The organism is Aeromonas sp. 600282 (assembly GCF_049175755.1).
Taxonomy (GTDB): Bacteria; Pseudomonadota; Gammaproteobacteria; order Enterobacterales; family Aeromonadaceae; genus Aeromonas; species Aeromonas veronii_A.
In genome coordinates, this window is the sequence record NZ_JAAKVR010000018.1 from 58,533 (window position 1) to 73,279 (window position 14,747).

The following is a 14,747-nucleotide window of genomic DNA, read 5'->3' on the forward strand; positions in this document are numbered from 1 at the left end:
AAAATCGTTTTGGTGGCCAGACTCAGCGCACACCGTCAGAGAAAACCGGCCTTGGCCAGCGTCTCCATGGTCAGGGTCGAGGCGCTGCTCTCCTGACTTTTTCCCATCATCAGCCGCTCCAGATAACGGGCGATCTGATCGACCTCGAGGTTGACCTTGTGACCCGGCTTCCAGCTGGCAATAGTGGTCTCCTGCGCGGTGTGGGGCACGATCGTCAGGCGGAAAAGGTCCCCCTGCACCGCGTTGACGGTGAGGCTGATGCCATCCACCGCAATGGAGCCCTTCTCGGCGATATAGCGGGAGAGTTCCCCCGGCGCCTTGATCCAGTACTCGATGGCGCGGCCGCTGCTGGAGACGCTTTTCACCTCCCCTACCCCATCCACATGGCCGGAGACCAGATGGCCGCCGAGGCGGGAGGTGGGCATCAGCGCCTTCTCGAGGTTGACCCGATCGCCCACTCTGGCGGCGGCAAAACCGGTACGGGAGAGGGTTTCCAGCGACACGTCGGCGGTATAACTCTTGTCGCCCAGCGCCACCACGGTGAGGCAGACGCCGTTGGTGGCGATGGAGTCGCCCAGTTTGACGTCGCTAAAATCCAGACCTGGTGCGTGGACGGTGAGGGCCATGTCATCGCCCTGACGGCGCAGCTCGGCCAGGGTTCCCACCGCTTCGATAATTCCGGTAAACATGCAGATCACCTTGCTGATGACGGGGACTGATTATGCCCCCTTGAACATTGATAAATCAGGCTATTTTGGCGGTAATGCGAATATCCGGCCCCACCATGCGCACATCCTTGATGGCAAGCTTGGGGGCCTGGAACAGCCGGGTCAGACCCGGCAGATGGAACAGGCCGCGCCCTTCGTCACCCATCAGTTTGGGAGCCTGATAGAGCACCAGCTCATCCACCAGCCCTTTTTCCAGCAGAGCGCCGCAGAGCCGCGGGCCCGCCTCGACCAGCACCGAGTTGACGTTCTGTTTGGCCAGCAACATGAACAGGCTGACCAGATCCAGCTTGCCATCCAGCAGCGGCAGCTCCAACTGCTGCACCCACTCGGGCCACTCGCCGGACGCCTTGTGACGGGCCAGCAGCACCGGGCTCTCGCTCTGGAACAGCGGCAAGTCGGGTGTGAGGCGGTTTTGCGAATCGACGATGACCCGCAGCGGCTGGCGCAGGGTCTCTTTGGGGTAGCTCGCCTTGACCGAGGGGGGCAGCTCGTCCCAGCGCACGGTCAGGGAAGCGCCATCGGCCAGCACGGTTTCGGCGCTGGAGAGCACCGCATCGTGGCGGGCCCGCAGCCGCTGCACGTCACGGCGCGCATCCGGGGAGGTGATCCACTGACTCTCGCCGCTCGCCATGGCGGTGCGGCCATCGAGGCTGGCCCCCAGCTTGACGGTCACCCGCGGGAAGGCGGTACGCATCCGCTTGAAAAAGCCCGGGTTGAGCGCCTCGGCTTCGCTCGCCAGCAGGCCGAAATCTGTCTTGATCCCCGCTTCGGAGAGCATCCGCAGGCCACGTCCGCCCACCTGGGGATTGGGATCGACCATGGCCGCCACCACCCGGGCCACGCCGGCGTTGATCAGCGCCTCGGCGCAGGGGGGAGTACGACCGTGATGGGAGCAGGGTTCGAGGGTTACATAGGCGGTAGCGCCACGGGCGTTGTCACCGGCGGCGCGCAGGGCGTAAACCTCGGCATGGGGCTCGCCCGCCTTCTGATGCCACCCTTCGCCAACCACCACGCCATCTTTGACCAGCACGGCGCCGACGCAGGGGTTGGGGGCCGTGGTGTAGCGGCCGCGGCGGGCCAGTTCGAGGGCCCGACTCATCCATTGGTAATCATCTTGACTAAACATTCGGGCTCCTTTGACAACACATCTCGGCTTTACGCAGTATCGTAGGTTCGATTAGCGCAGCGTAATCGGACGCGGCAACATGGGTGAGAATGGCGGTTTACTTCTCCAGCTTGGCAATCTCTTCGCCGAACTCGCGAATATCTTCGTGTCCTGAGGTAGAGAGGGGCGAAGCGGATATCCACTTGCCCATCCGATACCATCATTTCTCCAATTTGGCGATCTCTTCACCGAACTCGCGAATATCTTCGAAGCTGCGATAGACGGAGGCAAAGCGGATATAGGCCACCTTGTCCAGACTCTTGAGCTCATCCATCACCAGATTGCCTACCAGCTCGGAGGCGACTTCACGCTCGCCGGTGGCACGCAGGCGGGATTTGATATGGTTGACCGCCTTTTCGATGGCCTCCATGCTCACCGGCCGCTTCTCCAGCGCCCGCAGGATGCCGGCGCGCAGCTTGTCTTCATTGAACGGCTCGCGGGAACCGTTGGACTTGATGACGCGGGGCATCACCAGTTCGGCCATCTCGAAGGTGGTAAAACGCTCGTGACAGAGCAGACACTCACGACGGCGGCGCACCTGATGGCCTTCTGCCACCAAGCGGGAATCGATCACCTTGGTATCAACCGCACTACAGAATGGGCAATGCATCGGACCTCCGGCGTTAATGGAACAGGGACCGGCCCGGCGGGCCAGGATCTAGGTCGGCCAGTGTAGCACGGCCATCCAAAACCGGTAAAAGCCAGAAAAAACAATGCCACCCGCAGGTGGCATTGGTCTCAAACCGGATGGTCTGACTTATCAGCCATAAACCGGGAAGCGGCGGCAGATATCCAGCACCTTCTCACGCACGGTGGCCAGCACGGCATCGTTATCGTGGTTGTCCAGTACGTCGCAGATCCAGTGGGTCAGCTCGATGGACTCGGCTTCCTTGAAACCGCGGCGGGTGATGGCCGGGGTACCGATCCGCACACCAGAGGTGACGAACGGGGAGCGCGGGTCGTTGGGCACGGAGTTCTTGTTGACGGTGATGTTGGCTTTGCCCAGTGCAGCGTCAGCATCCTTACCGGTCAGCTCGCGGCCGATCAGGTCAACCAGCATCAGGTGGTTGTCGGTACCACCGGAGACGATCTTGTAACCGCGCTCGATAAAGGTGGCAGCCATCGCCTTGGCGTTTTTGACGACCTGAGCCTGATAGGTCTTGAACTCCGGCTCCAGCGCCTCTTTGAAGGCAACGGCTTTACCGGCGATGACGTGCATCAGCGGGCCACCCTGACCACCCGGGAAGACGGCAGAGTTGAGCTTCTTGTAGAGCTCCTCGTCGTCAGCGGCGGAGAGGATCAGACCACCACGCGGACCGGCCAGGGTCTTGTGGGTGGTGGAGGTGACCACGTGAGCGTGGGGAACCGGGTTCGGGTAGACACCAGCGGCAATCAGACCAGCCACGTGAGCCATGTCGACGAACAGGTAGGCACCGACCTTGTCGGCGATTTCGCGCATGCGGGCCCAGTCAACGATGCCGGAGTAGGCGGAGAAGCCACCGATCATCATCTTCGGCTTGTGCTCGACAGCCTGACGTTCCATGTCGTCGTAGTCGATCTTGCCGGACTCATCGATACCGTAAGGCACGATGTTGTAAAGCTTGCCGGAGAAGTTGACCGGAGAGCCGTGGGTCAGGTGACCGCCGTGGGCCAGGTTCATGCCCAGTACGGTGTCGCCCGGCTGCAGCAGGGCCATGTAGACGGCGCTGTTGGCCTGGGAGCCGGAGTGCGGCTGCACGTTGGCGTAAGTGGCCCCGAACAGCTCTTTGGCGCGCTCGATGGCCAGGGTTTCGACCACATCCACATACTCGCAACCACCGTAGTAACGCTTGGAGGGGTAACCTTCGGCGTACTTGTTGGTCAGCTGGGAGCCCTGGGCTTCCATGACACGGGGGCTGGTGTAGTTCTCAGACGCAATCAGCTCGATATGCTCTTCCTGACGACGGGTTTCGTCTGTGATGGCCTGCCACAATTGCGGATCATAATTGGCGATGGTCATGTCACGTTTCAACATCCGTTTCTCTCCTGAAAATCGTTTGCGCGTTAGGTGAAGTGGGCGCTGGCATTGTAACGTGAGCTGGATCAAAGAGACAGTCCAACCACCTAAAAAAATGTTGAATTTATGTTGTAAAAAACAAGATTCCCTCCCCGTTCAATACCCTGGCCGCTCCGCCAAGCGGCACATTTTTCATCCCGCTGCGGGCGGGCAAAACCCGAAGGGGATCACAACGCCCTCTTTATCCATCCTGTAACATATTCATTCGAAACAAATTTAATGATGATGGAGCTGATTGCAGCCATGCATCCGAGGGGCTGCACCTAACCGGAGGAGTTCAAGATGGACCATCTGCTGACATTCGTGATCCTGGCTGTCTTTTTTCTGTTCTACTGGGTCTACTACACCAGCCAACGCAAGCATGTCCCCACCACCTCGTGGGATCAACTCCCCACCAAAGCCGACTATCTGGCGGCCCACCCTGAATCAGTCGATGGCGACATCATCTTCTGTTATCACTGCGGCCACCACGAGTTGCTGGAGGTGGGCATGGTGCACCTGACCGATTTTCGCCGGGAATGGGTCTGTGCCAAGTGCAAGCAGGTGCTGTTTCGCGAGAGCGAATAACGGCGCAGGGGCTGGCCCCCTCTGAACGTTGTGCATCGCCAGCAGGGATCAGAATGGCGCATCCCTGTTGGCCGCCAGCCACTGCTGCAACCCGCTCACCGCCGCGTCAAATTGCGCCCCGATTGCCGCAGGCTCACCGCCTCCCGCCTCAAGAGCCGCGCAATGGCTGGCAAATTCGGTCAACCCCAGCGCCAGCGCACTCCCCTTGAGCTTGTGCGCCAGCTGACGTTGCTCACTCCCCTCACCCTGAGCCAACTTATCCACCAACACCCGCCCTTGCGACTCAAACAGCGCGACCAGCTGGCGGATCCGCGCCATGCCGAGCAGGAGCAGATCGGCATCCAGCACCGGATTGGCCCACTCGGGGTGGTTAGTTGGGGGCACGGCTACTGATAATTGCACCTGCGGCTCAATAGCGGCGCCCTCTTGCCGAAATAGTTGATCGATGGCGTTCGCCAGCACCGCCAGCCGCACCGGCTTGCCGACAAAATCGACAAAGCCGGCGGCAAGGCAGTGGCGGATATCCTCCGGATACATCTGGGCCGAGATGGCGATGGCGGGCAGCGGCCGCTCATGCATCTCCTCGCTGATGGCGGCCAGATCCTCGCGCAGGGTCATGCCGTCCATATCGGGCAGATTGATATCGAGCAGCGCCAGCTCGAAGGGGCGCTCGGTCACCAGCGCCAGCGCGCTGCGGCCATCCTCCGCCAGGGTGACGCGATGGCCGAGGCGGGTCAGCATGCCGTGCGCCACCAACCGGTTGATCTCGTTATCCTCCACCAGCAGGATGTCACGGGACTGGCCAAGGTGCAGCGGTTGCGCCTCGGCGGGCAGCTGGGCACTCGAGCGTTGCAAGGGCAGGCTGAAGCTGAATTCACACCCCTTGCCCGGTTCGCTGACAAGGCTCAGCTCGCCACCCATGGCGGCCACCAGCTTGCGGCTGATCGCCAGTCCCAGCCCGGTGCCGCCCTGATGGCCTATATCACGCTTGCGCTGGCGAAACGCCTCGAACACCGCCTCCTGCTCATCGGCCGGAATGCCGGGGCCTGTATCGCGCACCACGAAGCGGATGCAGGGCTCGGCGCAAGGGCCTTGGCAGGCAAGAGGTGCCACCGTCAGGGTAATCTGGCCACGGGCGGTAAACTTGACCGCATTGCCGAGCAAGTTGCCGAGCACCTGGCGCAGCTTGCCCAGATCCCCCTCGACCACAGGCGCCAGCCCGGGCGCATACTCCAGCGCCAGGGTGACCCCCTTGGCCTCTGCTTTTGGCCGGAACAACGCGCTGAGCTCATCCACCAACAGGAACAGGGGGAAGGGCTCACGGCGCGCCTCCACATGGCCCGCTTCTATCTTGGAGTAGTCGAGAATGTCGTTGAGGATCTCCAGCAGGGATTCGCCACTGTGCTCGATGGCGGCCAGATATCGCTGCTGGGTATCGCTCAGGTGGGTATCTTCCAGCAGCGTCAGGCCCCCGAGAATGCCGTTCATGGGGGTGCGGATCTCGTGGCTCATGGTGGCGAGAAACACCGACTTGGCCCGGTTGGCCTGCTCTGCCTCGGCGCGGGCCTGCCGCTGCTTCTCCACCTCCTCATTGAGCCGCTCGTTGGCGTGGCTGAGCTGGCCGGTGCGCTCCTCGACCCGCGACTCCAGCTCGCGCTGATAGCGGCCCAGCTCCACCGCATTGTCACGAAACACCTGCAGGGCCCGCCCCAGCTCCGCCAGCTCATCGCGCCCGGTACTGGCGATAGGCTCAAGGGGGGCCAGATCCCCGCGCGCCAACCGGCTCATCCCCGCCACCGCCCGTTGCAGCGGCCAGACGATCCGGCCATAGACCATGCGCCACATCAGCAGCATCAGCAGTAGCAGGGTGAGCAGGCCAATGGCCATCAACGCCTGCTCCAGCAGCCTGAGGCGCTGGCTTAGCGCCTGCTGGCTCTGCCCCAGCGAATCGCGGGCACGGCTGACCAGCTCTCCGACCTGCTGGTTGAGGCTGCTCATCAGGGCCTCATTGGCATTGGCCAGCACCCGCAGCGCCTCCCCCTTGCCGAGCCAGTCACTGCGCAGTTGTACCAGCTTGTCGCTCTGCGCCAGCACAGTCAGCGCCTGCGCCACCGCCTGCCTGCGGGCCGGATCGGTCACCACCCCGGCCCGCAGTTGCAAGATAGCCAGCTCCCTCTGCCCCTCTTGCAATAGCGTTTGCAACTGTTCCTGTCGTTCGCTGCGCCACATCTCTTCGATGCGCTGCTGCTGCATCAGGGTGCGATGGCGCAGCTCGGTCATCTGCTCCAGCCAGTCGAGATCCTGCTCCAGCAGGCGGTCCAGCGTCCGGGTCGCCTGCGCACCTTGCTGTTGGTAGAGGGAACCCAATCCCGCCACCATCACGGTTTCGGCGTTCTCCATCTGGCTGCGCGCCAGCTCGGCAATCTGCCCGGCCGCCGCCACCAGACGGGCCCGCTGCGCTTCACCCTGCACCATCAGGGTCAGGCGCTCTCCCACCAGCCAACCCTGCTGGCCCAGATTGCCGATGATGCTCTGACTGAGCTGATCGAGGCTTGTTGAACCCTGCCCACGACCAAGTTGCGCCAGCACCTGTTGCAGCTGTTGCCCCTGCAGGGTGAGCAAGCGTCCCTGATGCTCCCGCTCCTGCTCGCTGGTTGCTGTGGCCAGCAGCCGCGACGCGCTCTGGATCTCGCCGCTGAGGCGAGAGAGCGTGCGGGCCAGCTCCTGATCGGCCAACGTCTGCTGCACCCCTTGCTCCAGCTGGCGCAGATGGCTAAGCCCCACCCAGCCCAGCAGGGAGGCACTCAGGGTCAACAACGCCATCAGGGAGAAGGCCAGCAGCAACTTGCCACCCAGGCCGGAAAAGATTCTCACGGGAAGTCCCTTGGTTGTGGTCGGCTTTGACCGGATAATATGCCCCAACACTTTAACAAAACCCCTGGCCATGCGAAGCGTCTATCTCTCCCCGTTGTTGCTCATGTGGTTGCTAATGCTTCCCCGCGCCGCCCTCGCCTTTGCGGTCGATATCTGGCCCGGCGGCGAATTCAGCGGCCAGCCGCTGCGCCAGCAGTGGCCGGAACCCGCCGCCGCAACCAAACCGCTGACCCTCTGTGCCCTCTACCCCCATCTGCGCGACGCCTACTGGCTTTCGGTCAATCAGGGCATGGTGGACGAGGCGAAGCGGCTGGGAGTCAAGTTGCAGATCCACGAAGCGGGGGGCTATGGCGCCCTCGCCGAGCAGCGCCAGCAGTTGCTGCGCTGCGTGCAGGAAGGGAGCGACGCCATCTTGCTCGGCGCGGTGAGCTATCAGGGCTTGCGCGAGGCCATCGAGGCCACGCCGCTGCCGCTCTTTGGTCTGGTCAACGATCTGCCCAGCGGTCTGGTGCAGGCCAAGGTGGGGGTCTCCTGGTACCAGATGGGCTGGCAAATCGGCCACTGGCTGGCGCAGCGTCACCCCGCTGGCAGCAAACCGGTCTCGGTTGCCCTCTTCCCCGGCCCGCAGGCGAGTGGCGGCAACAACTTCGTCGAGCCGGGCTTTGCCGACGCCATCAAGGGGAGCGCCATCAAGCTGGTCACCACCGAGCGCGGCGACAACAGCCGGGAAATCCAGCGCACGCTGGTGCAGCAGACGCTGGCCCGCTATCCCGACCTCGACTATCTGGTGGGGGGCGCCATCGCCGCCGAAGTGGCGGTCAACGAGCTGGCGCAGCGCCATCTCGACAGACCACGGGTGCTGAGCACCTACTTCAGCCACGGGATACAGCGGGGCCTGCGCCGGGGCAAGATCCTGGCAGCCAACAGCGATCAGATGCGGCTGCAGGGGCGCCTTGCGGTCGCTCAGGCGGTCTGCCTGCTACAACACCCTGATGCCAATGCCGAGCAGTGTCCGCGGGTGATGGGGCCACCCATTCTGACGCTGTCTGCGCCACTGACCGACCCCGCCGATTCCCTCTCGGATGGCGCTTTTCGTCCCGTCTATCGGGTCGAATAGCCGTTCCAAATCCGATTAGCACACTCAAGGAGAAGAGATGAAAGAGTTACATGCCAGCTGCCTGTGCGGCGCCGTCGCCCTGACCCTGCCGGATCAGTTTGACTATATGGGGAACTGCCACTGCAGCGAATGCCGCAAGTTTTCAGGGGGAGATTACGCCTCGGTCGGCGGACTGGATGGCAACAAGGTCACCATAGTGAAGGGGGAAGAGGCCATCGGCCGCTACCGGAAATCGGCAGAGACCACCCTGGCCTTCTGTCGTCACTGCGGCTCCAGCCTGTTCAGCCAGAAGAGCAGCAGCGGCAAGATCAATCTGCGCCTCGGAGTACTGGACGACGTGCCGAGCCAGCGGCCCGCGTTTCACATCTTCGTTGGCTCCAAGGCGCCCTGGCACCAGATTGGCGACGACTGCCCGCAATTTGATACCCGCCCGCCGGTCTGATACCCGGTCAAACAGGCCAGGGCCACCGCAACGGAGTCAGGAGGCTATCTCGCCGGCAAACAGATAGCCTTCACCATGGACGGTGACAAACAGCTGGGGATCCCGTGGATCCGCTTCCATCTTGCCGCGCAGCCGCCGGATCAACACATCTATGGTGCGATCGCTCGGGCCATCGCCGCGATGGCTGATGAGGGTCAGGATCCGCTCCCGACTGAGCACCCGCCCGGCATGGGCGACAAAGGCCACCAGCACTTCATATTCGGCCTTGGTCAGGCGCACCGGCACTCCGTCCTTGCTGAGCTGGCGACGGGGGATGTCAAAACGCCAGGGGCCAAAGCGCACCGCATCGTCAGCCACCGCAGGCTCGCTCGACGCAGCGGCCGCCAGCGAGATCCGCCACAGCAGATTCTTGACCCGCACCAGCAACTCCCGTAGCTCGAACGGCTTGGTGACATAGTCGTCGGCCCCCATCTCGAGGCCGACAATCCGGTCCACCGCATCGCTGCGGCCGGTGACCAGAATGATCCCCACCGTGCTGCGCGCCCGCAGTTCACGGGTCAGCAGCAGACCATCTTCCCCCGGCAGGTTGATATCCAGCATCACCAGATCGACCGGCTGCTCCGCCAGCACGGCGCGCATCTCCTGGCCATTTTCGACCGCCGTCACCCGATAGCCCTCCCGCTCGAAATAGCCGGTCAGCTTCTCGCGGGTAACCGCATCATCTTCAACAACCAGAATGTGGTAGCTCATGGGCAGGGTTCACGATGGTCGACAAGGGAGGATTATTCTATTCACATTTTGTCATAAATACCCCTATTTCATTAATTTGTGGCGGCAGCCCTGTTCACAACGCCTCCCTATCATGGCTCCCATCAAAAAAGTGATGTGAGAGAGCATGATGAAAAAACTGTGGCACTTCCTGCGCACCCCCAGCCGCCGCTGGTCGGTACTGGCGCTGCTTCTGGTGGGCGTCGGCGTCACCCTAGCGGGCACCGTCGGCCTGCACTATGGCTTTGAGAAAACCAGCAGCCTCGAATTCTGTATCTCCTGCCACTCCATGAAAGACACCGTCTATCCGGAGTACAAGGAGTCCATCCACTTCAAGAATGCCTCAGGGGTACAGGCGGTCTGTACCGACTGTCACCAGCCGAAGGATTTCGTCGGCAAGGTGGCCCGCAAGATGGAGGCAGCCAACGACCTCTATCAGGAGTACATAGGCCACAGCATCGACACCCAGGAGAAGTTCGAAGACAGGCGCCTGCATCTGGCCGAGAAGGTGTGGGCGCGGATGAGCAGCCAGAACTCCAAGACCTGCAAGTCCTGCCACAGCTACGACAACATGGATCACGCCAAGCAGTCCCCGGCGGCAGCGCTGGCGATGAAAGATGCGGCGGCGAAGAACATGAACTGCATCGAGTGCCACAAGGGCATCGCCCACGAACTGCCCAATATGGCGGGCGGCTTCCGGGCCACTTACGCCACCCTGGTCAACGACGCGCAAGAGGCGCCAGCCGCCGAGACCCTCTACAACCTGGGTGAAAAAGATCTCTATGCCAGCGAACAGAGCACCGACCCGGTCGGCAAACTGCTACCTGCCTCCCGCATCGACGTCGTAGACCGCAGCGGCGATCGCCTCAAGGTGACCATCGAAGGGTGGCGCGAGAGCGATGGCAAGGGCCGGGTGCTGAGTGAATACATGGGCAAGCGGGTCTTCGTCGCCACCATCCGTGATGAACTGAAAGCGAGCGAGAAAGTGCTCAAGCAGGAGACCGACAGCGCCACCCATATCAAGTGGGAGCAGGTTCAGGTGCAGGCCTGGGTCGATGGCAAGGGCTTTGAGTCTTCACTTAAGCCGATCTGGGATTACGCCGGCGAGATGTACAAATCCACCTGCAACTCCTGCCACGGCGCACCGGATCCCGCTCACTTCACTGCCAACGGCTGGATTTCGGGACTCAAGGCGATGTCTGCCTATTACCGTCTGAGCAAGGAAGAGGAGCGCACCCTGCTCAAATACCTGCAAAACCATGCCGCCGATACCGGTGGTCAGGGCAGCCACTAAGTCCGGATTCGAAAGAGGAATAACAAGATGATCAATATTTCCCGTCGTGGTTTTCTGGGTGGCTTGCTGGCCAGCGGTGCCTCTGCCCTGATCGGCCCCTCTCTGCTCGGTCGCGCCGTGATGGCCGCCGAGTCCGGCGACAAGCTGGTGCAGTCCGGCTCCCACTGGGGCGCCTTCCGTGCCCGGGTGGTCGATGGCCGCTGGGTCGAGACCCTGCCGTTCGAGCATGACAAGCACCCCACCGACATGCTCAAAGCCTTGAGTGAGGTGGTCTACAACCCCTCCCGCATCCGCTACCCCATGGTGCGGCTGGACTGGCTGCGCAAGGGGCACCAGTCCGACACCAGCGAACGCGGCCAGAACCGCTTCGTGCGGGTCACCTGGTCCCAGGCGCTCGATTTTTTCTATCACGAGCTGGAGCGGGTGCAGAAAACCTATGGCCCGAGCGCCCTCTATGCCGGCCACTCCGGCTGGCAGTCAGTGGGCAAGCTGCACTCTGCTGGCGCCATGTTGGGGCGTGCCATGAACCTGCACGGCACCTATCTGGCCAAGGCCGGTGACTACTCCACCGGTGCCGCCCAGGTGATCCTGCCCCACGTGGCCGGCGCCATGGAGGTGTATGAACAGCAGACCTCCTGGCCGCTGGTGCTGGAGCACAGCAAGACCATCGTTATCTGGGGCTCCGATCCCATCAAGAACCTGCAGGTTGGCTGGCTGGTGCCGGATCACAGCGTCTACGACTACTGGGCACAGCTGAAAGAGAAGGTGGCCAAGGGCGAGATCCGGGTGATCAGTGTCGATCCGGTCAAATCCAAGACCCAGAAGTACCTCAATTGCGATCAGGTGACCCTGAATCCGCAAACCGACGTGCCGCTGATGCTGGGCATCGCCCACACCCTCTACAGCGAGAAGCGCCACGATGAGGCGTTCCTGAAGAACTACACCACCGGTTTTGACAAGTTCCTGCCCTATCTGCTGGGTACCAGCGACGGTCAGGTGAAGGATGCCGAGTGGGCCGCGGCCATCTGTGGCGTACCAGCCGAGACCATCCGCGAGCTGGCCCGCGCCATGAGCAGCGGCCGCACCCAGCTTATCGGCGGCTGGTGTGTGCAGCGCATGCACCACGGCGAGCAGTACGCCTGGATGCTGGTGGTACTGGCCTCCATGCTTGGCCAGATCGGCCTGCCGGGGGGCGGTTACGGCTTTGGCTGGCACTACAACGGAGCGGGCACCATCACCTCCAGCGGCCCCATCATGTCCGGTTTCAGCTCGGTCATTCCCGGCGTTAAACCACTCCATGACGGCGACTGGAAGGGCTACTCCAAGTACATTCCGGTGGCCCGTTTCGTCGACTGCATCCTCAATCCGGGCAAGCAGATCGCCTTCAACGGCCAGACCATCACCTACCCCCACATGAAGATGGCGGTGTTCTGCGGCAACAACCCGTTCCACCACCAGCAGGATCGCAACAAGATGGTCGCCGCATGGCGCAAGCTGGAAACCGTGGTCAGCATCGATCACCAGTGGACCGCCAGCTGCCGTTTCGCCGATATCGTGCTGCCCGCCACCACCACCTATGAGCGGGACGACATAGAGCAGTGGGGCTCCCACTCCAACGCGGGCATTCTGGCCATGTACAAGGTGGTTGAGCCGCTGTTCGAGGCGCGGGATGACTACGACATCTTCGCCGATCTCTGCCGTCGCTTCGGTCGCGAGGCCGAGTTCACCGGTGGCAAAAGCAAGCTGGAGTGGATCCAGAGCATCTATGACGATGCCCGCCTGCAGGGTCGCGGCATCGGCATCCGTCTGCCCCGTTTCAGCCAGTTCTGGCACGGCGAGGGCTTCGTCACCTTCCCGGCAGGCCAACCCTGGGTGCGCCACGAGTCGTTCCGTCAGGAGCCGGATCTGGAACCACTGGGTACCCCGTCCGGTCTCATCGAGATCTACTCCAAGACCATCGCCGACTACGGCTATGGGGATTGCCCGGGCCACCCGGTCTGGATCGAGCCCTACGAGCGCTCTCACGGCGGGCCGGGCAGCAAACAGTACCCGCTGCACTTGCAATCCTGCCACCCGGACAAGCGGCTGCACAGCCAGCTCTGCTCCTCCGACAACTACCGCGCCACCTACACGGTGCAGGGTCGCGAACCTGTCTATATGAATCCGCAGGATGCCAAATCCCGCGGCCTCAAGGACGGCGATCTGGTGCGGGTGTTCAACGGCCGCGGTCAGGTATTGGCCGGTCTGGTGGTGAGCGATGACTACGCTCCCGGCGTGGTGCGCATTCAGGAAGGAGCCTGGTATGGCCCGCAAGAAGGTGGCAAGGTGGGCACTCTCTGTACCTACGGCGATCCCAACGTGCTGACCGCCGACATCGGCTCCTCCAGCCTGGCGCAGGCTACCACGGCCCATACCGCGCTGGTGGAGATCGAGAAGTTCCGCGGGCAGGCACCTGCCGTCACTGCCTTCGGCGCGCCGGAATCGGCCAAAGGCATCGACCCCATGTTCCCGGCACTCTGACCCTGGGGGGATGAAAGCGCCCCCTTGAGTTTCCTTTATTTTTAAAGTCGTTAGAATCGGGAGCCATCAAGGCTCCCGATTGCCATCCACGGAGGAAAAATGCAGGAATTTATGGCTACCAGCGAACGCCGGGCCGAACTCTACTGGTGGTTCTCCACCCTGTTCGCCGCCGAACTCAGTGATGAGCAGATCGCCGAATATGACACCTATGATGTGCGAAGCTTCCTGAAAAGCCTCTCCACCCTGGATCCGATGCGCGAAGCCGTGGCCGAACTCAACGAGGCCATCGCCCGCCTGCTGGTGCGCCCGGATCGCCAACTGGAACTCGCCGCCGACTTCGCCGGCCTGTTTCTGGTGGATCCCAAACAGGGCGCCCTGCCCTACGAATCGCTCTATCGTGGCGAGGCAAAGCTACTGATGCAGGCCCCGATGGCCGAGATGCAGGCCCGCCTCGATCGCCTTGGTATCAATGTCAGCGATAAATACAAAGAGCCTGCCGACCATCTGGCCATCGAGCTGGATCTGATGGGCAATCTCATCATCCGCGCGGCGGAAGCCAAGAGCGCGGCCGAACGGGAACGCTGGCTCGACGAGCAGGAAGCGCTGCTGCACGGCCATCTGCTGGGCTGGTTTGACAAGTTCGAAAGCGCCTGTCGCGCCGCCGACCGGTTTGGCTTCTACGGCGCCAGTGCCCGTCTGCTGGGGGTCTTCCTCAAGATGGATGCCAACTACCTCTCTCTGGTCAAACCGGCACCGTCTGCCGACTGAGGCCGCGATGAAGACAGCCCTGCTTCTGATTGCATGCTGGCTGCTGGCCCTGATCCCGCTGGATCAGGGCATTACTCCCCTGATTGCGCTGCTGTTCAACCCGGATCGCGAGCTCTACGGCACCGCCCAGCTCACCGGATTTGCCGGCATCCTGCTCACCCTCTACCTTGCCAATCTCGGCGTCGAGGTGGTGTTGCGCCGCCGCTTCCAGATTGCCGGCATGCTGGCGCTGCTGGCCGCCTGGATCGACTTCATCAACAGCAGCGGCAGCGAGTCGCACTTCCTGCTGCTCTATCTGCTTGCCCTCCCGTTCCATCTGCTCGGCTGGCTGGTACTGGTGCGCGGTATTCAGGCATTTGGCCGAGAGAAAGGCTAAAAAATAGCCAATAATATTGCAAATCATGACAGCCAGGTCAGGCACTTCCCAGTCATTACAAGCACATCGGTA

13 protein-coding genes are annotated in these 14,747 nt (G+C 62.3%); 7 read left to right on the plus strand and 6 right to left on the minus strand.

Annotated elements, in window-relative coordinates; genetic code table 11:
- Positions 1 to 35 precede the first annotated feature (35 nt).
- From G5137_RS16550 to glyA, 4 genes are all read right to left on the minus strand, one after another.
- On the minus strand, positions 36 to 689 hold the full coding sequence (locus G5137_RS16550; protein WP_005349507.1) for a riboflavin synthase: 654 nt from the start codon (positions 687 to 689) through the stop codon (positions 36 to 38).
- A gap of 55 nt (positions 690 to 744) precedes the next feature.
- A complete protein-coding gene (ribD, locus tag G5137_RS16555) occupies positions 745 to 1,854 on the minus strand; it encodes a bifunctional diaminohydroxyphosphoribosylaminopyrimidine deaminase/5-amino-6-(5-phosphoribosylamino)uracil reductase RibD (RefSeq protein ID WP_005343507.1) in 1,110 nt (369 codons plus the stop codon).
- 199 nt (positions 1,855 to 2,053) lie between these two features.
- Positions 2,054 to 2,503 carry a transcriptional regulator NrdR gene (gene nrdR, locus G5137_RS16560; protein WP_005338880.1) on the minus strand — a complete coding sequence of 150 codons (450 nt, stop codon included), beginning with the start codon at positions 2,501 to 2,503 and terminating at the stop codon, positions 2,054 to 2,056.
- Positions 2,504 to 2,653: 150 nt separating this feature from the next.
- Positions 2,654 to 3,907, minus strand: coding sequence for a serine hydroxymethyltransferase (glyA, locus tag G5137_RS16565; protein WP_005338884.1), 1,254 nt, complete (start codon positions 3,905 to 3,907; stop codon positions 2,654 to 2,656).
- 324 nt (positions 3,908 to 4,231) lie between these two features.
- Here glyA and G5137_RS16570 point away from each other — a divergent pair, with 324 nt between their 5' ends.
- A complete protein-coding gene (locus G5137_RS16570) occupies positions 4,232 to 4,516 on the plus strand; it encodes a hypothetical protein (protein WP_076495685.1) in 285 nt (94 codons plus the stop codon).
- A 48-nt stretch (positions 4,517 to 4,564) separates the two neighbouring features.
- Here G5137_RS16570 and torS read toward each other — a convergent pair whose 3' ends face one another.
- Positions 4,565 to 7,390, minus strand: a complete 2,826-nt coding sequence (gene torS, locus G5137_RS16575) for a TMAO reductase system sensor histidine kinase/response regulator TorS (protein WP_421255680.1) — start codon at positions 7,388 to 7,390, stop codon at positions 4,565 to 4,567.
- 70 nt (positions 7,391 to 7,460) lie between these two features.
- Here torS and torT point away from each other — a divergent pair, with 70 nt between their 5' ends.
- Both torT and G5137_RS16585 read left to right on the plus strand, forming a co-directional pair.
- Positions 7,461 to 8,507, plus strand: a complete 1,047-nt coding sequence (gene torT, locus G5137_RS16580; RefSeq protein ID WP_421255681.1) for a TMAO reductase system periplasmic protein TorT — start codon at positions 7,461 to 7,463, stop codon at positions 8,505 to 8,507.
- 37 nt (positions 8,508 to 8,544) lie between these two features.
- Positions 8,545 to 8,949 carry a GFA family protein gene (locus G5137_RS16585; protein ID WP_005338893.1) on the plus strand — a complete coding sequence of 135 codons (405 nt, stop codon included), beginning with the start codon at positions 8,545 to 8,547 and terminating at the stop codon, positions 8,947 to 8,949.
- Between the two features lie 36 nt (positions 8,950 to 8,985).
- Here G5137_RS16585 and torR read toward each other — a convergent pair whose 3' ends face one another.
- On the minus strand, positions 8,986 to 9,699 hold the full coding sequence (gene torR / locus G5137_RS16590) for a two-component system response regulator TorR (RefSeq protein ID WP_266134180.1): 714 nt from the start codon (positions 9,697 to 9,699) through the stop codon (positions 8,986 to 8,988).
- Positions 9,700 to 9,844: 145 nt separating this feature from the next.
- Between torR and torC the strand changes: the two genes are divergently transcribed.
- The 4 genes from torC (at position 9,845) to G5137_RS16610 (ending at position 14,675) form a co-directional block, all read left to right on the plus strand.
- Positions 9,845 to 11,011, plus strand: a complete 1,167-nt coding sequence (gene torC / locus G5137_RS16595) for a pentaheme c-type cytochrome TorC (RefSeq protein ID WP_005343495.1) — start codon at positions 9,845 to 9,847, stop codon at positions 11,009 to 11,011.
- A 27-nt stretch (positions 11,012 to 11,038) separates the two neighbouring features.
- Positions 11,039 to 13,531, plus strand: a complete 2,493-nt coding sequence (gene torA / locus G5137_RS16600; protein WP_005338899.1) for a trimethylamine-N-oxide reductase TorA — start codon at positions 11,039 to 11,041, stop codon at positions 13,529 to 13,531.
- A gap of 99 nt (positions 13,532 to 13,630) precedes the next feature.
- A complete protein-coding gene (gene torD / locus G5137_RS16605; RefSeq protein WP_021230390.1) occupies positions 13,631 to 14,299 on the plus strand; it encodes a molecular chaperone TorD in 669 nt (222 codons plus the stop codon).
- Between the two features lie 7 nt (positions 14,300 to 14,306).
- A complete protein-coding gene (locus G5137_RS16610) occupies positions 14,307 to 14,675 on the plus strand; it encodes a hypothetical protein (protein ID WP_216951965.1) in 369 nt (122 codons plus the stop codon).
- The last annotated feature ends 72 nt before the right edge of the window (positions 14,676 to 14,747 follow it).

Bases quoted from the DNA above. Each gene is read 5' to 3' on its own strand.
- torR (WP_266134180.1), bottom strand. From the start codon at position 9,699: ATGAGCTACCACATTCTGGTTGTTGAAGATGATGCGGTTACCCGCGAG.
- torA (WP_005338899.1), top strand. From the start codon at position 11,039: ATGATCAATATTTCCCGTCGTGGTTTTCTGGGTGGCTTGCTGGCCAGC.
- G5137_RS16570 (WP_076495685.1), top strand. From the start codon at position 4,232: ATGGACCATCTGCTGACATTCGTGATCCTGGCTGTCTTTTTTCTGTTC.
- glyA (WP_005338884.1), bottom strand. From the start codon at position 3,907: ATGTTGAAACGTGACATGACCATCGCCAATTATGATCCGCAATTGTGG.
- G5137_RS16585 (WP_005338893.1), top strand. From the start codon at position 8,545: ATGAAAGAGTTACATGCCAGCTGCCTGTGCGGCGCCGTCGCCCTGACC.
- torC (WP_005343495.1), top strand. From the start codon at position 9,845: ATGATGAAAAAACTGTGGCACTTCCTGCGCACCCCCAGCCGCCGCTGG.
- torT (WP_421255681.1), top strand. From the start codon at position 7,461: ATGCGAAGCGTCTATCTCTCCCCGTTGTTGCTCATGTGGTTGCTAATG.
- G5137_RS16610 (WP_216951965.1), top strand. From the start codon at position 14,307: ATGAAGACAGCCCTGCTTCTGATTGCATGCTGGCTGCTGGCCCTGATC.
- G5137_RS16550 (WP_005349507.1), bottom strand. From the start codon at position 689: ATGTTTACCGGAATTATCGAAGCGGTGGGAACCCTGGCCGAGCTGCGC.
- nrdR (WP_005338880.1), bottom strand. From the start codon at position 2,503: ATGCATTGCCCATTCTGTAGTGCGGTTGATACCAAGGTGATCGATTCC.
- torD (WP_021230390.1), top strand. From the start codon at position 13,631: ATGCAGGAATTTATGGCTACCAGCGAACGCCGGGCCGAACTCTACTGG.
- ribD (WP_005343507.1), bottom strand. From the start codon at position 1,854: ATGTTTAGTCAAGATGATTACCAATGGATGAGTCGGGCCCTCGAACTG.